Source organism: Psychrobacillus glaciei (genome assembly GCF_008973485.1).
GTDB classification, from domain to species: domain Bacteria; phylum Bacillota; class Bacilli; order Bacillales_A; family Planococcaceae; genus Psychrobacillus; species Psychrobacillus glaciei.
In genome coordinates this window covers 4,098,443-4,122,823 of record NZ_CP031223.1, presented here as the reverse complement: position 1 = coordinate 4,122,823, position 24,381 = coordinate 4,098,443, and the positions used below count along the sequence as shown (strand labels likewise).

Genomic DNA, 24,381 nt, shown 5'->3' with positions numbered 1-24,381 from the left:
GAAAGAACCTATACATTCGATGTTTTGAGGGAGGGTAAATTGGAATGATCGAAATTGAAAAACCAAAGATTGAAAGTGTAGAAATCAGCGAAAATACCAAGTTTGGTAAGTTTGTTGTAGAACCGCTAGAACGTGGCTATGGAAATACTTTGGGTAATTCTTTACGTCGTATCCTTCTGTCTTCTTTACCAGGAGCTGCAATTACTTCTATTCAAATCGATGGCGTTTTACATGAGTTTTCAACTATTGAAGGCGTTGTGGAAGATGTTGCATCTATTATTATGAATGTGAAGAAGCTAGCTTTAAAAATCTACTCTGATGAAGAAAAAGTCATTGAGATTGATGTAAAAGGCGAGGGAACGGTTACAGCTGCTGACATTACACATGACAGTGACGTTGAGATTTTAAATCCAGAACTCTATATTGCTACAATCGGCAAAAATGGTCATTTCCGTATGCGTATGTACGCAGGTCGGGGCCGTGGCTACACTCCTGCTGTTCAAAACAAACGTGAGGATCTTCCTATCGGCGTAATCCCGATCGACTCTATTTATACTCCAGTTTCACGCGTTAATTTTCAAGTGGAAAATACTCGTGTTGGCCAGTCAGCTAACTACGATAAATTAACTCTTGATGTGTGGACAGATGGCAGCACCGGTCCGAAAGAGGCGATTTCGCTTGGAGCGAAAATTCTAATGGAGCACTTGAATATTTTTGTAGGGATGACAGACGAGGCACAAACTGCTGAAATCATGGTCGAAAAAGAAGAAGACCAAAAAGAAAAAGTATTAGAGATGACTATCGAAGAACTTGATCTTTCTGTTCGTTCTTATAATTGCTTAAAACGCGCTGGTATTAATACAGTACTTGAGCTTGCAAGCAAATCAGAAGACGATATGATGAAAGTAAGAAACCTTGGACGTAAATCACTAGAAGAAGTTAGAGCAAAGTTAGATGAGCTTGGCTTAGGATTACGAAAAGAAGACTAAGCAAATTTTGATATAGCTAGATTTGAACTATTCACCAAAGGAGGGAAACATCTATGGGTTACAGAAAACTTGGACGTACAAGTTCTCAACGTAAAGCGATGTTACGTGACTTAACAACTGACCTAATCATTCATGAGCGTATTCAAACTACTGAAGCACGTGCCAAAGAATTACGTTCTGTTGTTGAAAAAATGATCACTTTAGGCAAACGTGGAGATCTACACGCACGTCGTCAAGCAGCTGCTTACATTCGTCGTGAAGTAGTTACATCTACTGATGAAGAAGGTAATGAATCAACAATCTTTGCATTACAAAAATTGTTTGATGATGTAGCACCACGCTATGCAGAACGTCAAGGCGGTTATACTCGTATTATGAAAGTTGGACCTCGTCGTGGAGACGGAGCACCAGTTGTAGTAATTGAGTTAGTTTAATTCAATTCAACAGGCGTTTACATGCAATACGCCAAAATGAATTTGATTTACATTTAAAGTTGAAGAGGGTCATTGGTGTTTCTACCACCCTCTTCTTTTTTCTAACATATTTAATTAGATTTATACGACAATATAAAAGCTGAGTGTTATGATGAGCGTACTTTTAGTAGTAGCGACTCGTCTAGCTCTACGCACCTCATTTTCATGATTGGTCTTGAGCAGCCAGTCTTGAAATCGTTATAGAAGAGCGCATTTCTCAAAATGAGGTGCGCGCTTTTTTATTTTATCGTAAAATAATAGCATGAGCTTAGCCAAGCAGAGAAGAGCTAGAGGAGGTAAAGGATGAGCACCAAAATTATTACTTTACAAGATGTAACTTTTACATATGCAATAGAAGACAAAAATGTGCGTCCAGCGGTGAATAACGTTAGCTATTCTATTCAAGCAGGTGAATGGGTTGCGATTGTCGGGCACAATGGATCAGGTAAGTCGACACTTGCGCGTTTAATGAATGGTCTTCTATTTCCTCAGACGGGAAGTGTACGTATTTTTGGGGAAAAGTTGAATGAACATAATCTGTGGGAAACTCGTTCTAAGATGGGAATGGTGTTTCAAAACCCGGACAATCAGTTTGTAGGAGCCACAGTTCAAGATGATGTAGCATTTGCCTTGGAAAATAACGGAATCCCCTTTGAGGAAATGGTGGAACGAGTAGAAGCTTCATTAGTAAAAGTGAAGATGAGCGAGTTTATGAATAGCGAGCCTCATCATTTATCGGGTGGGCAAAAACAGCGTGTGGCAATTGCTGGAGCCATAGCGTTACAACCGAAGATTTTATTACTTGATGAAGCCACTTCTATGTTAGATCCCCAAGGAAGAGAAGAGGTACTTGCAACTGTTCGTCAGCTTAAAGAGGAGACGGATTTGACGGTTATTTCAATAACACATGATTTAGAAGAAGCGTTGCTAGCTGATCGAATAATTATGATGAATCATGGGGAAAAGTATGCGGAAGGTACGCCGGAAGAGATATTTCAAAAAGGGCAAGAATTAGTAGACTTAGGTTTAGATTTGCCTTTTGCGATGAATATATCCCGTTTATTGCGTTTACAAGGAATATCACTAGTAGCGGATCATATGTCAGAAGAAGAGTTGGTGAATGATTTATGGACATCACACTTCAACAAGTAAGTTATGCTTATGCTAAAAATACTCCATTTGAAAAACGGGCTTTATATGATGTCGATTTACATATCCCATCAGGTAGCTATCAAGCGATTATTGGGCACACCGGTTCAGGTAAATCGACCATTTTACAACATTTAAATGCTTTATTAAAACCTTCGGAAGGTTCAATTCAAATTGGAGATGTAGAAATAAAAGCCGACAAGAAAAATAAGCAACTAAGAAAAGTAAGGCAAAAGGTAGGAATTGTTTTTCAGTTTCCAGAGCATCAATTGTTTGATGAAACCGTTTTGAAAGATATTATGTTTGGTCCTATGAACTTTGGAGTATCTGAAGAAGAGGCCAAACATCGTGCGATTGAATTAGTAAAACTCCTTGGCCTTCCTGACGAAGTAATGGAAAAGTCACCCTTTGACTTATCAGGAGGACAAATGAGACGAGTAGCTATAGCAGGAGTGCTCGCGATGAATCCTGAAGTGTTAGTGTTAGATGAGCCCACTGCTGGTCTTGACCCAAGAGGACGAAAAGAAATAATGGATTTGTTTTATAAACTTCATAAAGAGAAGAGTTTAACAACCGTTTTAGTAACACATAGTATGGAAGATGCTGCGAGATACGCCGATCGTATTGCTATTATGCATAATGGTAAATGTGTCTTAGAAGATACACCTCAAGCGGTTTTTAGAAATGAAGAGCGTCTAACGGATTATCGATTAGAGGTACCACAAAGTGTTAAATTTCAAAAAAAGATGGAGCAAATGATTGGGAAAAGCTTTCCAACTATTTGTCTAACTGAGGAGTCATTAGCAGAAGAACTTGCGCAACTTATTAAGAAGGAGCGTGAAGTGTAATGCTTGAAAAAATGATATTTGGTCGATATATTCCTGGTGATTCATTTATTCATCGACTAGATGCACGAGCTAAAATGATTTTTGTATTTTTATTTATTGCTATCGTTTTTATTGCAAATAACTGGATTACATATGGTATTTTACTCGTATTTACTTTTTTAATAATTCGTATGTCCAAAATTAGACTATACTTTTTAATAAACGGATTGAAGCCAGTTGTTATATTAATCATTTTTACTTTTTTGTTACATTTAATATTTACGCGTGAGGGCGACATTATTTTTCATTGGAAGTTTATAACGATTTATCAAGAGGGATTGAGACAGGGGATATTTATTGCCATCCGATTTTTCGTACTTGTTATTTTAACGTCTATTCTAACACTCACTACGACCCCTATTTCAATTACGGATGCCTTGGAGACACTATTAGGCCCTTTGAAGAAATGGAAGCTCCCTGTGCATGAATTAGCGCTAATGATGTCTATCTCTTTAAGATTCATCCCGACTTTAATGGATGAAACGGATAAAATTATGAAAGCACAAATGGCAAGAGGGTCTGATATGACAACAGGCAATATGAAAGAAAGAATGCGTGCCATTGTTCCACTTCTCATTCCTTTGTTTGTGAGTGCCTTTAAGCGTGCAGAGGACTTGGCTACAGCGATGGAAGTTAGAGGATACAAAGGTGGAGAAGGTAGAACAAGGTATCGCAAGTTAGAATGGGCAACAAGGGATACCATAATAATGTTTTCTCTCGTTGTGTTCGCAGGAATACTTGTATACTTTAGGCAATAAAACGAGGTGCGGTAATGAGATTAAAAGCAATCATCAGTTATGATGGAAGTGGTTTTTCGGGTTATCAAGTTCAGCCAGAAAAACGAACTGTACAACAGGAATTGGAACGTGTTTTATGCATCATGCACAAAGGCGATATAGTGAAGGTAATAGGTAGTGGAAGAACGGATGCAGGTGTCCATGCAACGGGACAAGTTATCCATTTTGATAGTCCACTTACAATACCAATGGATAACTGGAGAACAGCTTTAAATGTACAGCTTCCAGGAGATATACGTATATCATCGGTAGAGCAAATTCGTAATGATTTTCATGCGCGCTACGATGCTACAGGGAAAACATATCGATACATTTGGTCTTTAAATGAAGTGCATAGCCCATTTGAGCGGAATTATTCCGTCCATGTTGATCGGTACAAGCCAAATGTAGAATTAATGAAAGAAGCATCGCTATATTTACTAGGAACACACGATTTCTCCAGTTTTTGTGCCTCAAATACGAGTGTGAAAGATTTCGTACGAACCGTGCATTCGATTAAATTTGAAATGAAAAAAGAGTCGAACCAGGTGCATATGGTTATTAACGGAAATGGCTTTTTATATAATATGGTGCGAATTATCGCAGGAACTTTATGGGAAATTGCAATTGGGCAAAAAAGTGTGGGCGAGTTGCGCGGAATTCTAGAATCTTGTGATCGTTCGAAGGCTGGGAAAACCGCTCCAGCACACGGTTTATACTTAGAAAAGGTAGAGTATAAACCGTGAAGCAACCTTTCCAGGTGTTTTTCGTAAAATGCTTGACTAAATGACATATCCGGGGTATGATGATGTATGGCATTTTCATTAACCCCACAATATAAGCCCCGAAACTTATTGGTATGAGGATATAGAAAATTTTAGATCGATTATGATTGAATTAGGAGGACAAAATACATGCGTACAACATTCATGGCTAAAGGTCACGAAGTAGAACGTAAATGGTTAGTAGTAGACGCTGAAGGCCAAACTCTTGGTCGTCTTGCTTCTGAAGTTGCAGCTATTTTACGTGGTAAAAACAAACCAACATTTACACCAAACGTTGACACAGGTGATCATGTGATCATCATCAACGCTGAAAAAATTCATTTAACTGGGAACAAGTTAAATGACAAGATTTACTATCGTCACACTCAATTCTCAGGTGGACTTAAACAACGTACAGCTTTAGAAATGCGTACTAAATACCCAACTAAAATGCTTGAATTAGCAGTTAAAGGGATGCTTCCTAAAAACTCTTTAGGACGTCAAATGTTCACAAAACTTAACGTTTATGTTGGAGCAGAACATCCACATGCAGCACAAAAACCAGAAGCATACGAGCTTCGCGGATAATTATTAAGAGGAGGACATACACTTGGCACAAGTTCAATATATCGGCACTGGTCGCCGTAAAAGTTCAGTAGCACGCGTACGTTTAGTACCGGGCGAAGGCAAAATTGTTATCAACAAACGTGACGTAGAAGATTACGTACCATTCGAAACTTTACGTGAAATTATTAAACAACCATTAGTAACTACTCAAACTCTAGGTAGCTATGATGTACACGTAAACGTTAATGGTGGTGGATTCACAGGTCAAGCAGGAGCAATCCGTCATGGTATTGCACGTGCGCTACTTACAGTAGATCCTGATTTCCGTCCAGCATTGAAATCTGCAGGATTCTTAACACGTGACCCACGTATGAAAGAACGTAAAAAACCAGGACTTAAAGGCGCTCGTCGTGCACCTCAGTTCTCAAAACGTTAATTTCAAATTTTCAAAGGCTCTCAACCAATTTGGTTGGGGGCTTTTTTTGACTAAACAAGTACAAAAAAACGGACAACATGCATAGGATGTTGTCCGATCTATCGATAGTTTATTTAATTTTTTTTTCATAATCAAATTCAAATTCTACGTCTTCTGGTTTAACTAATTTCGTTTTCTTCGCAATTTTATATCCAAACCACAAACAAAGGAAAAGTGGGACACCTAAATATGCTGCTATCACGCTACCCCAATCAACTTCATCTGCAAGGAAAGCCTGGAAATTCTGTGCCAAAATAACGATTAACCCACAAGCAATCGCAAAAATTGTCCCAATTGGAAACCACTTGGCTTTATACGGAAGTAAATCCAATGAATGACCTTGAGCCATAAATGCTTTTCGAAAGCGATAGTGACTAATAGAAATACCTAGCCAAAAGATAAATCCTGTAATACCGATAGCATTCATTAACCAGATATATACTTTACCATCGCCGAAGAATGATGCTAAAAAGGCAAGTGTACCGACTGCACATGTTAAAACCATACCAGCAACAGGAATACCACGTTTATTAAGTTTTGCAAAAATTTGAGGTGCTTGACCTTCTCTCGCCATGGAATATAACATTCGAGTAGATGCATATAGACTAGAGTTTCCAGCTGATAATACAGCCGTTAAAATAACCGCGTTCATAAGGGATGCTGCAAAGGCAATCCCAGCCTTTTCGAATATAAGGGTGAATGGGCTAACCATGACATTTTCACTTTGTAAACTTGGATCAGTATAAGGAACTAGAAGCGCTATCACAAAAATCGCGAATATATAAAATAAAAGAATTCTCCAGAAAACACTTTTAATAGCGATGGGTATATTTTTGGCTGGATCTTCACTTTCACCAGCAGCTACCCCTACAATTTCTGTACCCTGGAAAGAGAATCCTGCTGCGATAAATACAATAAAAACACCTAATAGGCCACCTGAAAAAGGAGCATCATCGACTGTAAAGTTTTTAAAGCCTACTGCTTCTCCTCCCATGATGCCGAAAATCATAAGTACTCCAACAACGATGAAAATGACAATCGCACTAACTTTAATTAAAGAAAGCCAATACTCGCCTTCTCCATACCCTTTAACGGATAAATAATTCAAAAGGAAAATAAGTATTAAGAATGACGCACTCCATACCCATGATGAACTGTTTGGAAACCAGAATTTCATAATCATCGTGGAAGCGGATAACTCTGCAGCAATAGTCATTGCCCAGTTAAACCAGTAGGTCCATCCAAGGGCGAAACCGAATGCTGGATCCACAAATTTCGTTCCATACGTACTAAATGAACCACTTGTTGGCATAAAAGCTGCCATTTCTCCTAAACTAGTCATTACAAAGTATACCATTGCGCCAACCAAAGCGAACGCTAGTAAAGCACCACCTGGGCCAGCTGTGTGAATCGCTGCACCACTGCTGAGAAACAGTCCTGTACCAATAGACCCTCCAATAGAGATCATCGCTAAATGACGAGCTTTCAAGCCCCGTTTTAATGTTTGCTCTTCTAGTTGAGGGGCGTGTTGTGAGAGGTTATTGTCTTTTTTTGGTACCATCCGTCATCGATCCTTTCCCTTTGTGTAAATGAAGCGCTTTCTTTTTCGGTTACAATTACTTCTGCAAAAATTAAAAAAATTTCAAACGTTAAGAGGATTATAGCCGTTGCTTTTCCCGGTGAATCTCTATCAACAACTCCATTGAACAGGTACAATTCTATTAAAATGTGATCATTTAAAATTTCTGCAATTAACATGTTAGTTTCTTGAAAAGATAAAGTCAATCATTTTGCTAAATTATTACTATTAAAAGTTAATATTCTGATTATTATTTCTCGTTTATCTTCTACTTAGTAATTCTTCTGTTATCAATTTGATGATATTATGCAATTAATAGAACATTTTTACCTATATCATATATTACAGAGTTATTACAGGTGCCAGGCACCTGTAATAACTCTGTAATATTGTTTTAAAAAAAGATTGTTTCCATATTTTTTGAGGTGTATATTAATTAAATATTTGTTCAAGCCAGAAAGTTATTCTGTTATACGTAAGGAATATGAATTTTAAGAAAAAGAGGTATTTTATGAAAAGCAAATTTAACATGGTAACGTCTACGATTCTTGTTAGCATTTTTATTGCGCGATTTGGAACATTTTTAGTGTTACCTTATCTGACGCTATTTTTACTAGACGAATTTCAATATACCGGAGTTCAAATTGGTACGATTATATCTACATTAGCTTTATCTAATTTAATCATGAGTTTCTTTGTGGGGCCTTATATCGACAAGTTTCCGAAGAATAAAGTTATTATCACTGGATTGTTTGGTTATTTAGGGTGTTATATTTATTTTCCTTTTATCGATCAATATACAGGATTCATTGTTTTTGCTGCGATTCTAGGAATGAGTCAAGCGATTGTAGAACCTACCTATCGAGTGTTATTAAGTTTATATACGGAACCAGTCAATAGACGATTCATATTCAATATCCGATACTTTTTGATTAATATTTCTGCAGCTATTGCACCACTTACATCTGTGTATTTTCAACAATTTGGTATGAAGAACTTGTTTTTTGTAGTTGGTTTTATTTTCTTAATTAACATTATTACGTTTGCATTCATCTTCAAAAAGTATCCAATGGAACAAGTAGCCAAAAATTTAGAGAAGCGATCCATCTTTCATTCCTTTTATGTATTCAAAAAGGATTATGCATTTAGCATTTTTATATTGGCATTAATTTTCATCAGTTTCGGTTACAGTCAATTTGATTCGACGTTTAGTCAATATTTGGGGATGATATTTAATCATAAGCAAGCACTGCAATATTTTGCATGGCTGATTACAACAAATGCAATTACCGTAATCGTTATTCAATATTTTGTTTATAGGTTAGGTGAAATTATTAGCACAACCACCTCGTTGATGATAGGTAGTGGGTTGTTAACTGTTGGTTTGTTTTTATTTGGACAGACTGAGCATATTGTTATGCTAATTTTAGCGATGATTATTTTTACGGCGGGAGAGGTATTAGTATTCACGATGATTGATATTCACCTGGATGGCATGTGCGAGGAACATGAAAAAGGGACCTATTTTGCTTTATCCGGAGTGAAATCTGTTGGGAGAATTGCCGGACCAAGTATGGGGGGCTTGCTGTTGGATAGTTTCAGTGGAGGCGCAATTGTCTTTATCATCATCAGTTTGGTAACTGTATTGGCTATACCGTCCTTTTATTTAAGCAATAAAATGAGAATGAGGTTTTAGCATGAAATTATTTAATATAATTAAAAATTAACAAGCCTCTTGGTTGGCTGATCAGATTAAGATAAAAGACAAAACCGATGCAGTATATAAAGCAGAGTTTACAAAACTATTGAGTGAATACGAACAGAATAATATTGATTATTTATCCTTACTAATGGAAGAAAGTTTTGAGAATTGGCTTCTAGATAATGGGTTCAGAAAAATCTCTGTTATTCATGAATATATAAAAGAATTAGGGGAAGAAGAATACCACGAAAGCAACCTAACGTTTCATGCTCTATCGGAAGGATTCATGACGGATTCAGAGTTTGGTCGTACATACGAATTATGTCGTTTGGGAACAACAAATAAAAATGTGCCGCAGCCAATAGATCAAGTGATGGCTTCTATAAGCAATGAATTAGGTGCCGACTGGAGAAACAACTGCTTTTACTTCTTAAAAGATCACGAATTAATTGGAATAAGTATTCCACATATCGAGATGGGAACGATAGATGAAGGACGAATGTTCTACTTTGGCATTGTTCCCAAATGGAGAGGGAAGGGCCTAGGTGTAGAGATTCACAAAATTACATTAAAATTAATGAAAAAAATGAATGCTAATTATTATGTCGGAAGTACAGATGAAAGTAATTGGCATATGATAAGAATTTTTGAGAAAAATGGTTGTAAATTAAGGGATAAGAAAGGGATATATAGGATAGAAAAATGATTCACGAAGTTGTTCCATAAAGCAAACATACTCTTTGTCCCTCATACGTATAATGAGTGAAAAAGGAGCGATGAATCTGAAAAAATGGCTGATTATCTTCGTATTGTTTTTGATATCTTTGCTAGCTGTATTTTATGGAACGAAAGCTAGTGATTTAAGTTTTTTCATGCCAGAACCATTAAGTGGAGTAAAAATTGTGATTGACCCTGGCCACGGAGGAATAGATGGGGGGGCCAGTCATGGAGAAACGATTGAGCGGGATATTACCTTATCAATGTCTCTAAAGCTAGAGAAAGAGTTAAAAGCTAAAGGGGCAACAGTTGTGATGACTCGTCGCAAAGAAGGTGATGCAATTGATGAGCATGATCCAAATGGAGATTATCGAACGACTCGTGCACGAAAGCGGGCAGATTTACTTCTAAGAGAAGAAATTATGAATAATTCAGAGGCAGATATTGTACTTAGTCTGCATGTGAATGCTGTACCGGAAGAAAGATGGAGAGGTGCGCAAGTATTTTACCATGCTGAAGGTCATGAGGGTGGGGAACTATTGGCAAAATCCATTCAAGCAGCTATTCGAGAAGATATAGGGAATACAGAAAGAGAAGCACTTGCTATAAAGCAAGTATATATTTTGAAAAAAGCAAAGGCTCCAGCCGTATTAGTCGAAACTGGATTTTTAAGTAATAATGAAGAACGGGAATTATTAAAATCGGAGAAGTATCAAAAGCAAATGGTGGAAGCAATTGCAAAAGGTGTACGTCGTTTCGTAGAGGATAATATTTACTAAGTGCATGTGAGGGTTTGTAGACACTCGTATATGGTATACTATAATGCGAATAGTTAACTTTAAGGGGAGTGTCTACAAATGATTAATGAACAACAAGTTCGAGCATTACTTGGAGAATTAAACGATCCATTTTTACATAGAACGCTAGAAGAAACAAACGGAATCTCGGAAGTATCCATAAAGGAAGAAAAAAACCATGTTAGCGTAAAACTTGCAATTGCCAAAATTAATTCTGGTGAGCAAATGCAACTGCAAGGAAAAGTTGTGGAAACGTTGAAAAATGCAGGAGCAGCTACTGTTGGTATTCGTTTCGAGGAGCTTCCAAAAGAAGTATTAGAACAATTCCGTGGTCAGGCAAAAACAAGTGATAGTGAAAGTATCCTTTCTCCAAACAGTAAAGTTAAGATTATCTCCATTGCATCAGGTAAAGGTGGAGTTGGGAAATCTACTGTATCCGTAAATTTAGCAGTAGCACTTGCGCGTTTAGGGAAAAAAGTAGGTTTAGTAGACGCAGACATCTACGGATTTAGCGTACCGGATATGATGGGTGTAAAAGATGTTCCGCAGATTAAAGAAGATCGTATTATTCCGGTAGAAAGAAAAGGAGTAAAGGTCATTTCAATGGGGTTCTTTGTGGAAAACAATACGCCGGTTGTTTGGCGGGGACCAATGCTTGGAAAAGTTTTAGATCAATTCTTTAAAGATGTAGAATGGGGAGAGTTAGACTTCTTACTATTGGATTTACCACCTGGTACAGGTGACATTGCCTTAGATATTCATCAAATGTTACCTACGTCTAAAGAGATTGTTGTCACAACACCACATCCTACAGCTGCTTTTGTTGCTGCTAGAGCAGGTGCAATGGCACTACAAACAGATCATGAAATATTAGGAGTAATTGAAAATATGTCCTGGTACGAAGTGAAATCTACAGGTGAACGTGAGTTTGTATTTGGTAAGGGTGGGGGACCTAAACTTGCGGATGAACTTCGTACAGAATTACTTGGTCAAATTCCTCTTGGTCAACCAGATTGGAACGATATCGATTTTGCTCCGTCTGTTTACGCTGAAACGCATGAAACAGGAAAAATTTATTTAGACATCGCACGTGAAGTCATTGAAAAAGCATAAGAAAAAGGCCGTTTCCTAAACAGGAGCGGCCTTACTTTTTGGAATCCTCTTGCCCTTCTTTTGATGTATCCGAACCTCCTGAAGAACCGCCGCCCCCACTTTTTTGAGAACCAGACCCAGCCTCTTCCACTAGCTTTTGCCACTTTGTTTGCAATAAAGGACTTTGAATCGTTTCTTCTACGACCTTTTCCATCTCTTTCCGTAAATCAGCGGATTGTAGTATTTTCCCTAGCTCTTTTTTCATATCGGCAGAAGCGAAAAAGCTTTCTAAATCCTTTAAGTATTCAGGATCCTTTATAAGTGCTTTCATTAACTCTTCTTGTTGCTTTACCATACTCTTTGCCATTGTTTCTGAAAACTTAGGGTCTTGGTAAACTTCTTTCCAAAATTCTTCTGCATCTTTGGATAACATTGTTTGCTCAACAGATTTTTTTACTTGTTCACTATCAATTACTAATAATGCCTTAAACTCAGGATCATCTAAAAGCTTTCGCACAGACTTTTTCCCATCTTCTGTTTGCAATGCATCAATTACGATTTTTTTCATCTCATCGTAAGAAGGCGTCGAGGAAGTGGAGTTGCTACACCCAGCGAGTAAGCAAATAGTTAATAAAATGAGAGCAAGATACTTCAAATTAGTCACCATCCTTTCAATTATTATTCACATTTTTTACGTAAATATGTATAGAAGTAAGTAACAAATAGATTTTTTTGATAATGGTTGTTACAATCTATAAAGGACTTATTAGAATATGGAGGACTTTTTACAGTGACAATTCGAAATTGGTTTATATTTTTTCTAAATGCAATGTGGATAGGTGGACTAATCACAGGTGTATTAGGGTCAATAATATTATGGAATAAAAACTTTGCTACATACTATGAAGCAGGACAATGGGGAGCAGTGATCGCAGCATTTATCGTTTTAGTGGGCTTTGGACTTATCATAAGTGTAATTGCTCAGATGGGATTTTTTGCTTATTTAACAATCCATCAAATGGGCGTCAATATTTTCAAAAGCCTTACTTTATGGAATTGGGTGCAATTACTCATCATTGCATTTGTCATTTTTGACTTAATTTTCTTTCGATTTAAAGCTACTGAAGGGACGTCAAGCCACATCTGGCTACGAATAGTAGCACTGGGTCTTTTAATAGGTGCCTCAGTAATTGTAGCCATCATTAAGGCAAATAAAACAAAGAAACAAATATTAATCTCCGCTCTTTTCTTTATGATTGCAATTACGACACTTGAATGGTTGGCAGCTCTAAGGGTTCAATCGAGTGATGCGGATGCATGGTTACTAATTGTTTTGGTGCCACTTCTGTCAGTTAATGCATACCAATTATTGTCTTTGCCAAAATATAATGCAAAGTCAGACGTAGATAGAAAAAAATTAGAAGCGCGTAGAGAAGCAAGAAAAGAAGCAATCGCTTTAAAAGCGAAATAACAAAAAACTGCTCTGACTAAATGTCGAGCAGTTTTTTTGTGCCATCTCTATTCGGGTATTGTTTTACTTTTAGTCGTTAAACCGAAAATATTTTGTTCAATAGAAAGAAAAGAATCAGATTTAAGTAATTGACTTAGTTGTTTTATATCCATTCTTTCCTCTTGGTGTAGTGGGATGCTAAGGATATCGCCATTTTCAAGCTTGATTTTTTGAATTCCTTCTACCCAGTATTTACTTGAACTCAACAAATTTACTTCATATTTCCAAGCGGTTTTTTGTAATTCTATAGGAAACTCATAATCCTTTGTTCGAAACCAGAGAGGAACTTCTCCAACGCTTTGTTCGAATTGATCAATCTCCTTTTTGAATAAAGAAGGATCGTCTATATATTTTGAACCTTCTTGCCCTAATAGACTAATCGGGATACTTTTCTCCCTCATGATTTGAATAAGAGCAGGAGAACGATCAATCCAATCATTGCTAATGAAAAAATGTGGATAAGGTGCCTCCAAGCCTTTTAAGAAAACTTCCATGTCCTCTTTGCCGAAAGTTAAATCGATGGTTATCGTTTTTCCGTGTGAACCTTTGGAAACAACAGTAGGCTTTTCAACCAATTGAAAAACAGGAAGCATAGAAGAATACTTATTTGGGATAATAAAAAAAAGACTCACAAAAACGAACAGTGTTACAATTAATAAAAGCTTTGACTTCATTGTAAAATCGCACCTTTCCAGTCATTCTAATCAATTTTATGATTTAGTGTTGACATTCATGTTTAAAAGATGTTAAGATACAAAGGTCGCTGAAACAAAACGACAAAATGAACAACATGAACATTGAAAACTGAACATGCAAAACGTTAAGACATACAGCTTGAAAGACTAACTTTGGTTAGTTTGATAGCAAAAAAAAAATGGACATCATTTAATGATGATGCCAGCAAAACAAAATGAGCTTTTTAAGTTCTCTATTATGGAGAGTTTGATCCTGGCTCAGGACGAACGCTGGCGGCATGCCTAATACATGCAAGTCGAGCGAATGACGAAGAAGCTTGCTTCTTCTGATTTAGCGGCGGACGGGTGAGTAACACGTGGGCAACCTGCCCTGTAGATTGGGATAACTCCGGGAAACCGGGGCTAATACCGAATAATCCATTTCCTCACATGGGGAAATGTTAAAAGACGGTTTCGGCTGTCACTACAGGATGGGCCCGCGGCGCATTAGCTAGTTGGTGAGGTAACGGCTCACCAAGGCGACGATGCGTAGCCGACCTGAGAGGGTGATCGGCCACACTGGGACTGAGACACGGCCCAGACTCCTACGGGAGGCAGCAGTAGGGAATCTTCCACAATGGACGAAAGTCTGATGGAGCAATGCCGCGTGAGTGAAGAAGGTTTTCGGATCGTAAAACTCTGTTGTGAGGGAAGAACAAGTACGAGAGTAACTGCTCGTACCTTGACGGTACCTCATTAGAAAGCCACGGCTAACTACGTGCCAGCAGCCGCGGTAATACGTAGGTGGCAAGCGTTGTCCGGAATTATTGGGCGTAAAGCGCGCGCAGGCGGTCCTTTAAGTCTGATGTGAAATCCCACGGCTCAACCGTGGAAGGTCATTGGAAACTGGGGGACTTGAGTACAGAAGAGGAAAGCGGAATTCCAAGTGTAGCGGTGAAATGCGTAGAGATTTGGAGGAACACCAGTGGCGAAGGCGGCTTTCTGGTCTGTAACTGACGCTGAGGCGCGAAAGCGTGGGGAGCAAACAGGATTAGATACCCTGGTAGTCCACGCCGTAAACGATGAGTGCTAAGTGTTAGGGGGTTTCCGCCCCTTAGTGCTGCAGCTAACGCATTAAGCACTCCGCCTGGGGAGTACGGTCGCAAGACTGAAACTCAAAGGAATTGACGGGGGCCCGCACAAGCGGTGGAGCATGTGGTTTAATTCGAAGCAACGCGAAGAACCTTACCAGGTCTTGACATCCCGCTGACCGTTCTAGAGATAGATCTTTCCCTTCGGGGACAGCGGTGACAGGTGGTGCATGGTTGTCGTCAGCTCGTGTCGTGAGATGTTGGGTTAAGTCCCGCAACGAGCGCAACCCTTGATCTTAGTTGCCAGCATTCAGTTGGGCACTCTAAGGTGACTGCCGGTGATAAACCGGAGGAAGGTGGGGATGACGTCAAATCATCATGCCCCTTATGACCTGGGCTACACACGTGCTACAATGGACGGTACAGAGGGTCGCAACCCCGCGAGGGTGAGCTAATCCCATAAAACCGTTCTCAGTTCGGATTGTAGGCTGCAACTCGCCTACATGAAGCCGGAATCGCTAGTAATCGTGGATCAGCATGCCACGGTGAATACGTTCCCGGGCCTTGTACACACCGCCCGTCACACCACGAGAGTTTGTAACACCCGAAGTCGGTGGGGTAACCCTTACGGGAGCCAGCCGCCGAAGGTGGGACAGATGATTGGGGTGAAGTCGTAACAAGGTAGCCGTATCGGAAGGTGCGGCTGGATCACCTCCTTTCTAAGGATAATATCGGAATACAGATTTTTATCTGTATCTTAACGTTTTGCAGTTCAGTTTTGAATGTTCATTTTTATGAGCATTTGAAAACTTGTTCTTTGAAAACTGGATAAAAAGACATTGAAAGAAACAAATTCAAGAAATTCAATTTGTAATCACTTTTGTGATTATATTTTGCGTAGTATTTTTAACTACTATAGGAAGTCCGTGTTTTCACGGAGGACCAAATTAGGTTAAGTTAATAAGGGCGCGCGGTGAATGCCTTGGCACTAGGAGCCGAAGAAGGACGGCACTAACACCGATATGCTTCGGGGAGCTGTAAGTGAGCTTTGATCCGGAGATTTCCGAATGGGGAAACCCACTGTTCGTAATGGAGCAGTACATTTACGTGAATACATAGCGTATCTGTGGCACACCCAGGGAACTGAAACATCTAAGTACCTGGAGGAAGAGAAAGAAAAATCGATTCCCTGAGTAGCGGCGAGCGAAACGGGAATAGCCCAAACCAAGAGGCTTGCCTCTTGGGGTTGTAGGACACTCTACATAGAGTTACAAAGGAATGAGTTAGACGAAGCGATCTGGAAAGGTCCGCAGGATAGGGTAAAAGCCCCGTAGTCAAAAGTTCATTCTCTCTTGAGTGTATCCTGAGTACGGCGGAACACGTGAAATTCCGTCGGAATCTGGGAGGACCATCTCCCAAGGCTAAATACTACCTAGTGACCGATAGTGAACCAGTACCGTGAGGGAAAGGTGAAAAGCACCCCGGAAGGGGAGTGAAATAGATCCTGAAACCGCGTGCCTACAAGTAGTCAGAGCCCGTTAATGGGTGATGGCGTGCCTTTTGTAGAATGAACCGGCGAGTTACGATTACATGCAAGGTTAAGTTGAGAAGACGGAGCCGCAGCGAAAGCGAGTCTGAATAGGGCGAATGAGTATGTGGTCGTAGACCCGAAACCAGGTGATCTACCCATGTCCAGGATGAAGGTAAGGTAACACTTACTGGAGGTCCGAACCCACGCACGTTGAAAAGTGCGGGGATGAGGTGTGGGTAGCGGAGAAATTCCAATCGAACCTGGAGATAGCTGGTTCTCTCCGAAATAGCTTTAGGGCTAGCCTCAAACGTTAGAATCTTGGAGGTAGAGCACTGTTTGGACTAGGGGCCCATCCCGGGTTACCGAATTCAGACAAACTCCGAATGCCAATGATTTATGTTTGGGAGTCAGACTGCGAGTGATAAGATCCGTAGTCAAGAGGGAAACAGCCCAGACCACCAGCTAAGGTCCCAAAGTATTTGTTAAGTGGAAAAGGATGTGGCGTTGCTTAGACAACCAGGATGTTGGCTTAGAAGCAGCCATCATTTAAAGAGTGCGTAATAGCTCACTGGTCGAGTGACGCTGCGCCGAAAATGTATCGGGGCTAAACAAATCACCGAAGCTGTGGATTGATACCTATGGTATCAGTGGTAGGAGAGCGTTCTAAGGGCGTTGAAGTCAGACCGGAAGGACTGGTGGAGCGCTTAGAAGTGAGAATGCCGGTATGAGTAGCGAAAGATGGGTGAGAATCCCATCCACCGTATGACTAAGGTTTCCTGAGGAAGGCTCGTCCGCTCAGGGTTAGTCGGGACCTAAGTCGAGGCCGATAGGCGTAGACGATGGACAACAGGTTGATATTCCTGTACCACCAAACCACCGTTTGAGCAATGGGGGGACGCAGAAGGATAGGGTAAGCATGCTGTTGGTTATGCATGTCCAAGCAGTGAGGTGTGAGTGTAGGCAAATCCGCACTCTGTAACATTGAGCTGTGATGGCGAGGACTTAGTCCGAAGTTCCTGATTTCACACTGCCAAGAAAAGCCTCTAGCGAGGTGATAGGTGCCCGTACCGCAAACCGACACAGGTAGTCGAGGAGAGAATCCTAAGGTGAGCGAGAGAACTCTCGTTAAGGAACTCGGCAAAATGACCCCGTAACTTCGGGAGAAGGGGTGCTCTTTTGGGTGTATAGCCTAGAAGAGCCGCAGTGAATAGGCCCAGGCGACTGTTTAGCAAAAACACAGGTCTCTGCAAAACCGTAAGGTGAAGTATAGGGGCTGACGCCTGCCCGGTGCTGGAAGGTTAAGAGGAGTGCTTAGCGCAAGCGAAGGTGCGAATTGAAGCCCCAGTAAACGGCGGCCGTAACTATAACGGTCCTAAGGTAGCGAAATTCCTTGTCGGGTAAGTTCCGACCCGCACGAAAGGCGTAACGATCTGGGCACTGTCTCAACGAGAGACTCGGTGAAATTATAGTACCTGTGAAGATGCAGGTTACCCGCGACAGGACGGAAAGACCCCGTGGAGCTTTACTATAGCTTGATATTGAATTTTGGTGCAACTTGTACAGGATAGGCAGGAGCCTTAGAGCCCGGAGCGCCAGCTTCGGAGGAGGCGTCGGTGGGATACTGCCCTGGTTGTATTGAAATTCTAACCCATACCCGTAACCCGGGTAGGAGACAGTGTCAGGCGGGTAGTTTGACTGGGGCGGTCGCCTCCTAAAGTGTAACGGAGGCGCCCAAAGGTTCCCTCAGAATGGTTGGAAATCATTCGAAGAGTGTAAAGGCAGAAGGGAGCTTGACTGCGAGACCTACAAGTCGAGCAGGGTCGAAAGACGGGCTTAGTGATCCGGTGGTTCCGCATGGAAGGGCCATCGCTCAACGGATAAAAGCTACCCCGGGGATAACAGGCTTATCTCCCCCAAGAGTCCACATCGACGGGGAGGTTTGGCACCTCGATGTCGGCTCATCGCATCCTGGGGCTGTAGTCGGTCCCAAGGGTTGGGCTGTTCGCCCATTAAAGCGGTACGCGAGCTGGGTTCAGAACGTCGTGAGACAGTTCGGTCCCTATCCGTCGTGGGCGTAGGAAATTTGAGAGGAGCTGTCCTTAGTACGAGAGGACCGGGATGGACACACCGCTGGTGTACCAGTTGTTCTGCCAAGAGCATCGCTGGGTAGCTATGTGTGGACGGGATAAGTGCTGAAAGCATCTAAGCACGAAGCCCCCCTCAAGATGAGATTTCCCATTACGCAAGTAAGTAAGATCCCTCAAAGACGATGAGGTAGATAGGTTCGGGGTGGAAGCGTGGCGACATGTGCAGCTGACGAATACTAATCGATCGAGGACTTAACCAAATAGAATTTGCACATTTCAATGTCTTTTATCCAGTTTTGAGTGAACAAGCACTCAATTTAGAGGGTTTCAAGACGCAAACAGTGCTAGGAAACGATTGAGAGAAAGAAGGAGCGTACTTAAGTACGTGACTGATTGATCGAATGAAGTTGACAACGCAATGCGCAGTGTATTGAAAGCCGAACTAGTCTAGTGATGATGGCGAAGAGGTCACACCCGTTCCCATACCGAACACGGAAGTTAAGCTCTTCAGCGCCGATGGTAGTTGGGGGTTTCCCCCTGCAAGAGTAGGACGTCGCTGGGCACTAAAAAAAGTCGTTACCGAGTAATCGGTAACGACTTTTTTTATATGTAAAATGATTTTAGGAGAATCGATCTTGTGTAAAAATCAAAAATTCTATTATGAATCTGATCTGATTGCACTATTAAACAAATGACCTATCTCACATAGAGTCAACCCCATAATGTGAAATTTGATCACGAGATTACTAGAATTAGTCTCGTTCTACCAATTCCTAACTGTTTATGGATAATAATTCGAAAACAATTTTGAAATAGGACTTCTTTTAGGTTAATTGCCGAACTTTTTGTGAAGATACCCTTTACTCAAGAGAATTGCTCATATCCTTCACAGCTATTATATGGACATCTACTAAATCAATTTTTATTCATTTTCTACTTTTTCGTAAGAGAAAATAGGGTTCTATTTCGGACGAATTAGATGTATTTGTAGTATTTATTAGGAGATTATTTGGTTTTCACGTATCACTAGTAAATGAAAAGTACTTAATTAATCAAAACTTAGAAAATAATCTATAAATTTGTTAAGAAGATTTTAAAATAGGCTTGAAATTTATAAAAGGATTGCTATAATTATATTTGTACTTCAGTTAAACATATTGTTCCGAAGTAGCTCAGTGGTAGAGCAATCGGCTGTTAACCGATTGGTCGTAGGTTCGAGTCCTACCTTCGGAGCCATTTTTTGTCTTTGCTTCCATAGCTCAGTAGGTAGAGTGCTTCCATGGTAAGGAAGAGGTCACCGGTTCAAATCCGGTTGGAAGCTTACATATAAAGTAGAAAATATTAAAATTTTATAGAACTACTTGTCTAAGTAAGGCATATATGTTATTATTATTCTTGTCCGGATATGACGTAGAAATGCGCCACTTATCGTGATTTTATAACCCAGGAGGATTAGCTCAGCTGGGAGAGCATCTGCCTTACAAGCAGAGGGTCGGCGGTTCGAGCCCGTCATCCTCCACCATTTATTTTCATACTTAGCTTTGGAGGGGTAGTGAAGTGGCTAAACACGACGGACTGTAAATCCGTTCCTTAGGGTTCGGCGGTTCGAATCCGCCCCCCTCCACCATTTTATTGGGGTATAGCCAAGCGGTAAGGCAACGGATTTTGATTCCGTCATGCCCTGGTTCGAATCCAGGTACCCCAGCCATAACCGTAATATAAAAAAACTTATTAAGGGGCCTTAGCTCAGCTGGGAGAGCGCCTGCCTTGCACGCAGGAGGTCAGCGGTTCGATCCCGCTAGGCTCCATAAATATATATCATGATTAAAAGGGTATTCCATTTCAACTGGAATACCCTTTTTTTGAAAATTAAGAAAGCATATGGATTTCTACTAAGTAACTGTCCAGACTGCAGCGCCTTGTCCTTCGGGGTCAAATGTGAAAATTTTGCTCAAGCTTACTAGCTCGTCGCAAACAAGAGCGTTTGTGGTGGCTGGAGAGCTGCCCCCTGGGCACGCATGATGCAGACCTACACCAACCCCATTTTGCCTGTTCGGGCAGACATAGGAGCTTGCGCTTTTCTTGAAAGATAAGAAAGTATATGGATTAACAACCAGCGAAACCAGTGTTCATAGTACTTTAAAGAATAAAAAATACCGCGGATTTCCGTTTCAGGTGGAAGCGTTCCGCGTGGTGAGCGATGAGGAACGAAGGCTAAGAGCGCCACATCGTGTGGTAACGCCTTCGTGACTAACATCCTGTTGGCCTCCATCTGGAGTCGCCACCTTTCTCTACAATCCTTAAGTGAGTAGTTCCTAATAAGAAAGTATATGAAATTGATATACTAGAAATCCAGTATTCACAAAGACCTGAAGTGATTTTAATGGTGGCTTCCTTAAGCGGGATTTCCTATATGTTTTTACTTTTATCGTACACAGTATACATGAATCAGCAGGTAGGTGATTAGAGTTGGTGGGGCCTGAAAAAATAGGTAGTATTCATTGATAACGAAGCGCTGAGCGGACGAAATTGCATCTTCGTCCGCTTTTAAAGGAATAGGAAAGTATCTAATCTCTCATCCACCAAACCTTACGCTCCTTGTCTCTACAAATTTCAAGAAGGCAACGGACAAACATCCGCCGCAAGATTATCGAAAAAAAGTGGATTGAGAAGTGACACAGTCACTTCTCAATTCACAGAAATTCCCGCGGTAATAGTGTAGCCAAAATTCTTTTTGCGACGAGTAACCGCAGGAGCAAATGTTTCGTCCAAAGCACTCTAGAAATAGAGAATACAAGGTGCACTTAAAGGGCGATTGCGTTTTTCTTGTTGGAAATTACTTTTGCCACACACGCTCGATTGAACAAGTGTTATTTGTATGTTGCAATAAAAACACATCAGGGTTTCTTAAAGATCTCCATTTTTCAAAGCCAAAATGATGATCGTAATAATTCAATAGTAAAGACAGGATATTTCCGTGAGTTACGATTATTGTATTTTCTATATCATTTGATATCACCTCGTCTATTACTTCTAACATTCGTGCTTGAGCTTCCTTACTCGATTCTCCACCTTCAAATTTTAACTCCATATCGTTAAACGTCGCATTCAATTTCTCAAGCCAATCTGGCATGGATATGGAACTTAGTGCTCGTTCTGCTAATCGATGATCTATTTGAACGTCTAAACTGTTGTTTTTTGCAAAAGGGTCAATAGATTCGAGCGCCCGTAAAAAAGGACTGGAAATAATTCGGTCGATTTTCATGTTACTTAAGAATTCAGCAAGCTGAATAGCTTGGATATACCCTTTCTCAGTAAGGGGTGCATCGGCTTCTTGTCCTTCCGCTTGGCAATGTCTAATCAGATATATTTGTTTCTTCATATGCTCACCTCTAAGAATAGTTAACCGAAGTAGTATTGGGAAATTTTTTTAATAAATTCTTTTTCTAAATCACCTAATGTTTTTAGTAAAAGATAGGTCTTTACTTCGGGAAGAGGAAATAAATCAAAAGGGATACTCATTACACGCCCTTCTATAAGTTCCCTTTTCACGATGGACTGAGGAAGAAAGGAAGTACCTAGACCTTCTTGTATGAAACGTTTCACTATATAGGCTTGCGTCACTTTCATTGGTCTCATATTAATTACTTTCTTGCGGAGCTGTAAAAGAAGAGCATCCCAAACGACTGGGTGATGATGAGTGAATAAATAATGGTCTTTTAAGTAGTCCTCTGGATCTATAACAGGGCCTGTTTCATCATCATATGCATCAGTTGGAACAATAAATAGAAGTGGATCTTTATAAAGCTCAATAGATTGAATGCTTTTTCTTGTTGCTTCTAAAGCTGAAATGCCAATATTAACTTCTCCACTACACACTAAATCTTCAATGGAGCTCGACTCTTCCACTCGTATAGATACTTCTAGATCTGGATGATTGTTCATGAAAGAACGCAAAATATAAGGTAAGATGGTTTCGGCCATCAAAGGAGAAATTGCAATATTCCACTGACGAGTGTACCCCTCAGTAAAAGCATGTAGACGATTAACACTTACCTCAAAGCCTTTAGTAAGTTGTATAGCTTCTGTATAAAACATTTTACCTGCTTCGGTTAAGTGCACCCGCTTATTAGTTCGTTCAAATAGACATACTCCTAGGTACTCCTCTAATAATTTTATATGGACAGTAACACCTGGCTGTGAAATTAATAATTTTTCAGAGGCTTTTCTGAAATTACTTGTTTCAGCTGCGACTATAAAGGTTTTTAACCATTGATATTCCAATTGACTTCTCCTTTTAATTAAAAATATTAATCAATTTCATTTAGAATATTTAATTTTCATAATTATATATCTTTCTTATACTAAAGAAAAGAGAGGGGAAGTTATATGTTTCAAAAAGGGTTAAAGGGCGTTGTTGCAGTGCATACAAAAATCAGTTTAGTGGACGGAGAAAATGGTGTACTTAGATACCATGGTACCAATGTAAAGGAATTAGTACTGGATTATTCATTCGAACAAGTAGCTTATTTTTTATTAAATGACAAGTTACCAACAGAAGTGGAGCTTCAACAGTTTAATGAAAAACTAAAAGAAGGCAGATATCTCCCATTACATGTTCAAAAGGTTATGGATGCACTCCCTAAAACAATCTCTATTATGGATGCAATGAGAACGGCAATATCCACATTTTCTACTGCGGAATTTTTGCAGATGCAAATTATGGAGCAGGCTATCGTATTAACTGGTGCGCTTCCAGTCGTTATATCAAGGCACTATAGAAAACAACTAGGGCTACCAATAATTGAGGCAAACGATAACTTCTCGCATACAGAAAACTATTTGTGGATGTTGAATGGAACTATACCGACTTCTACCCAAGTAGAAGCATTGGAAACGTATTTAAAGCTGACAATGGAACATGGGTTAAACGCTTCTACGTTTGCAGCGAGAGTTACCGTATCTACAGAATCGGACTTACCAGCAGCGGTAACTTCTGCAATTGGCACGATGAAAGGTCCCTTACATGGAGGTGCGCCATCCGAAGTATTAAATTTGTTAGAAGAAATAAAAGATGAATCAAGGATTCAACTAGTTATAGAAGAAAAGATTAAAAATGGAGAAAAAGTGATGGGATTCGGTCATCGTATATATAAAACGGAGGATCCTAGATCGATTTTATTAAGAGAAGCTTGTTTACGTTTACAAGGCTCGGATCCTTGGCTGGACTTGGCAACAAAGGCTGAAAAAGAAATCATTGGACTTTTAGATAAGTATAAACCTGGTAGAAAACTTTATACAAATGTGGAGTTTTATGCTGCTGCAATAATGCGCTCAATCGATATGCCAGCAGCTTTATTTACACCAACGTTTAGCGTAGCTCGAATCGTGGGTTGGAGTGCCCATGTGATAGAACAAGTGGATGATCAGGCAATATTCCGTCCTCAGTCACTTTATGTAGGTAAAATTAAATGAAAATAATGCTTTTCAACACCTATATGTTTCTATTATGATTATAGAA

General features: G+C 40.0%; 21 protein-coding genes, 6 tRNA genes and 3 rRNA genes. 23 read left to right on the top strand and 7 right to left on the bottom strand.

Annotated features, from left to right (window positions below; translation table 11 throughout):
* Nucleotides 1-44 precede the first annotated feature (44 nt).
* The 8 genes from PB01_RS19530 to rpsI all read left to right on the top strand — a co-directional run bounded on the left by PB01_RS19530 (nt 45) and on the right by rpsI (nt 6,041).
* Nucleotides 45-989, top strand: coding sequence for a DNA-directed RNA polymerase subunit alpha (locus PB01_RS19530; RefSeq protein ID WP_151701714.1), 945 nt, complete (start codon nt 45-47; stop codon nt 987-989).
* Nucleotides 990-1,042: 53 nt separating this feature from the next.
* On the top strand, nt 1,043-1,423 hold the full coding sequence (rplQ, locus tag PB01_RS19525; RefSeq protein WP_151701713.1) for a 50S ribosomal protein L17: 381 nt from the start codon (nt 1,043-1,045) through the stop codon (nt 1,421-1,423).
* A 342-nt stretch (nt 1,424-1,765) separates the two neighbouring features.
* The gene (locus tag PB01_RS19520; RefSeq protein WP_151701712.1) at nt 1,766-2,614 is read left to right on the top strand and encodes an energy-coupling factor ABC transporter ATP-binding protein; all 849 of its coding nucleotides are present in this window, start codon (nt 1,766-1,768) and stop codon (nt 2,612-2,614) included.
* Nucleotides 2,590-3,459 carry an energy-coupling factor ABC transporter ATP-binding protein gene (locus tag PB01_RS19515; RefSeq protein WP_151701711.1) on the top strand — a complete coding sequence of 290 codons (870 nt, stop codon included), beginning with the start codon at nt 2,590-2,592 and terminating at the stop codon, nt 3,457-3,459. The genes PB01_RS19520 and PB01_RS19515 overlap by 25 nt, the downstream gene beginning before the upstream one ends.
* Nucleotides 3,459-4,256, top strand: coding sequence for an energy-coupling factor transporter transmembrane component T family protein (locus tag PB01_RS19510; protein ID WP_151701710.1), 798 nt, complete (start codon nt 3,459-3,461; stop codon nt 4,254-4,256). The genes PB01_RS19515 and PB01_RS19510 overlap by 1 nt, the downstream gene beginning before the upstream one ends.
* A gap of 14 nt (nt 4,257-4,270) precedes the next feature.
* The gene (gene truA, locus PB01_RS19505) at nt 4,271-5,020 is read left to right on the top strand and encodes a tRNA pseudouridine(38-40) synthase TruA (protein ID WP_151701709.1); all 750 of its coding nucleotides are present in this window, start codon (nt 4,271-4,273) and stop codon (nt 5,018-5,020) included.
* A gap of 168 nt (nt 5,021-5,188) precedes the next feature.
* A complete protein-coding gene (rplM, locus tag PB01_RS19500) occupies nt 5,189-5,626 on the top strand; it encodes a 50S ribosomal protein L13 (RefSeq protein WP_151701708.1) in 438 nt (145 codons plus the stop codon).
* A gap of 22 nt (nt 5,627-5,648) precedes the next feature.
* Nucleotides 5,649-6,041 carry a 30S ribosomal protein S9 gene (gene rpsI, locus PB01_RS19495; protein WP_151701707.1) on the top strand — a complete coding sequence of 131 codons (393 nt, stop codon included), beginning with the start codon at nt 5,649-5,651 and terminating at the stop codon, nt 6,039-6,041.
* A 109-nt stretch (nt 6,042-6,150) separates the two neighbouring features.
* On the opposite strand, the gene PB01_RS19490 is transcribed toward rpsI, so the two are convergent.
* Together PB01_RS19490 and PB01_RS19485 are read right to left on the bottom strand one after the other, a co-directional pair.
* Nucleotides 6,151-7,641: an amino acid permease gene (locus PB01_RS19490; protein WP_151701706.1), complete on the bottom strand. Its 1,491-nt coding sequence runs from the start codon at nt 7,639-7,641 to the stop codon at nt 6,151-6,153.
* Nucleotides 7,593-7,838 carry a hypothetical protein gene (locus tag PB01_RS19485; RefSeq protein ID WP_151701705.1) on the bottom strand — a complete coding sequence of 82 codons (246 nt, stop codon included), beginning with the start codon at nt 7,836-7,838 and terminating at the stop codon, nt 7,593-7,595. Before PB01_RS19485 ends, PB01_RS19490 begins: the two co-directional genes overlap by 49 nt.
* 332 nt (nt 7,839-8,170) lie before the next feature.
* Here PB01_RS19485 and PB01_RS19480 point away from each other — a divergent pair, with 332 nt between their 5' ends.
* From PB01_RS19480 to PB01_RS19465, 4 genes are all read left to right on the top strand, one after another.
* Complete coding sequence (locus PB01_RS19480; RefSeq protein ID WP_192797403.1) at nt 8,171-9,355, top strand: MFS transporter; 1,185 nt, start codon at nt 8,171-8,173, stop codon at nt 9,353-9,355.
* 43 nt (nt 9,356-9,398) lie between these two features.
* On the top strand, nt 9,399-10,067 hold the full coding sequence (locus PB01_RS19475) for a GNAT family N-acetyltransferase (RefSeq protein ID WP_151701703.1): 669 nt from the start codon (nt 9,399-9,401) through the stop codon (nt 10,065-10,067).
* 76 nt (nt 10,068-10,143) lie between these two features.
* Nucleotides 10,144-10,857, top strand: a complete 714-nt coding sequence (locus tag PB01_RS19470; protein WP_151702133.1) for an N-acetylmuramoyl-L-alanine amidase — start codon at nt 10,144-10,146, stop codon at nt 10,855-10,857.
* Between the two features lie 78 nt (nt 10,858-10,935).
* The gene (locus PB01_RS19465) at nt 10,936-11,988 is read left to right on the top strand and encodes an Mrp/NBP35 family ATP-binding protein (RefSeq protein WP_151701702.1); all 1,053 of its coding nucleotides are present in this window, start codon (nt 10,936-10,938) and stop codon (nt 11,986-11,988) included.
* A 31-nt stretch (nt 11,989-12,019) separates the two neighbouring features.
* Here the strand turns inward: PB01_RS19465 and gerD are convergent, their stop codons facing one another.
* Nucleotides 12,020-12,622: a spore germination lipoprotein GerD gene (gene gerD / locus PB01_RS19460; RefSeq protein WP_151701701.1), complete on the bottom strand. Its 603-nt coding sequence runs from the start codon at nt 12,620-12,622 to the stop codon at nt 12,020-12,022.
* 135 nt (nt 12,623-12,757) lie between these two features.
* Between gerD and PB01_RS19455 the strand changes: the two genes are divergently transcribed.
* Nucleotides 12,758-13,438 (top strand): KinB-signaling pathway activation protein, encoded by a 681-nt coding sequence (locus PB01_RS19455; protein ID WP_151701700.1) that lies wholly within the window; start codon nt 12,758-12,760, stop codon nt 13,436-13,438.
* Between the two features lie 47 nt (nt 13,439-13,485).
* On the opposite strand, the gene PB01_RS19450 is transcribed toward PB01_RS19455, so the two are convergent.
* Nucleotides 13,486-14,151, bottom strand: a complete 666-nt coding sequence (locus PB01_RS19450; protein WP_151701699.1) for a hypothetical protein — start codon at nt 14,149-14,151, stop codon at nt 13,486-13,488.
* A 256-nt stretch (nt 14,152-14,407) separates the two neighbouring features.
* Between PB01_RS19450 and PB01_RS19445 the strand changes: the two genes are divergently transcribed.
* The 9 genes from PB01_RS19445 (at nt 14,408) to PB01_RS19405 (ending at nt 20,668) form a co-directional block, all read left to right on the top strand.
* Nucleotides 14,408-15,961, top strand: a 16S ribosomal RNA gene (locus PB01_RS19445).
* Nucleotides 15,962-16,192: 231 nt separating this feature from the next.
* Nucleotides 16,193-19,120: ribosomal RNA gene (locus PB01_RS19440) — 23S ribosomal RNA — on the top strand.
* 186 nt (nt 19,121-19,306) lie between these two features.
* Nucleotides 19,307-19,422: ribosomal RNA gene (rrf, locus tag PB01_RS19435) — 5S ribosomal RNA — on the top strand.
* Together the 16S, 23S and 5S rRNA genes form the textbook arrangement of a ribosomal RNA operon.
* A 599-nt stretch (nt 19,423-20,021) precedes the next feature.
* Nucleotides 20,022-20,096: transfer RNA gene (locus tag PB01_RS19430), tRNA-Asn, on the top strand.
* A gap of 12 nt (nt 20,097-20,108) precedes the next feature.
* A tRNA-Thr gene (locus tag PB01_RS19425) sits at nt 20,109-20,181 on the top strand.
* 125 nt (nt 20,182-20,306) lie between these two features.
* A tRNA-Val gene (locus tag PB01_RS19420) sits at nt 20,307-20,382 on the top strand.
* A 21-nt stretch (nt 20,383-20,403) separates the two neighbouring features.
* Nucleotides 20,404-20,487 (top strand) — tRNA-Tyr (locus PB01_RS19415).
* A gap of 6 nt (nt 20,488-20,493) precedes the next feature.
* Nucleotides 20,494-20,568, top strand: a tRNA-Gln gene (locus tag PB01_RS19410).
* A gap of 27 nt (nt 20,569-20,595) precedes the next feature.
* Nucleotides 20,596-20,668: transfer RNA gene (locus PB01_RS19405), tRNA-Ala, on the top strand.
* A gap of 221 nt (nt 20,669-20,889) precedes the next feature.
* Here PB01_RS19405 and PB01_RS19400 read toward each other — a convergent pair.
* The 3 genes from PB01_RS19400 to PB01_RS19390 all read right to left on the bottom strand — a co-directional run bounded on the left by PB01_RS19400 (nt 20,890) and on the right by PB01_RS19390 (nt 23,144).
* On the bottom strand, nt 20,890-21,117 hold the full coding sequence (locus tag PB01_RS19400) for a hypothetical protein (protein ID WP_151701698.1): 228 nt from the start codon (nt 21,115-21,117) through the stop codon (nt 20,890-20,892).
* Between the two features lie 579 nt (nt 21,118-21,696).
* Complete coding sequence (locus PB01_RS19395) at nt 21,697-22,242, bottom strand: histidine phosphatase family protein (RefSeq protein WP_151701697.1); 546 nt, start codon at nt 22,240-22,242, stop codon at nt 21,697-21,699.
* A gap of 20 nt (nt 22,243-22,262) precedes the next feature.
* The gene (locus PB01_RS19390; protein WP_151701696.1) at nt 22,263-23,144 is read right to left on the bottom strand and encodes a LysR family transcriptional regulator; all 882 of its coding nucleotides are present in this window, start codon (nt 23,142-23,144) and stop codon (nt 22,263-22,265) included.
* Between the two features lie 105 nt (nt 23,145-23,249).
* Between PB01_RS19390 and PB01_RS19385 the strand changes: the two genes are divergently transcribed.
* Nucleotides 23,250-24,335: a citrate/2-methylcitrate synthase gene (locus PB01_RS19385; protein ID WP_151701695.1), complete on the top strand. Its 1,086-nt coding sequence runs from the start codon at nt 23,250-23,252 to the stop codon at nt 24,333-24,335.
* Nucleotides 24,336-24,381: the final 46 nt, after the last annotated feature.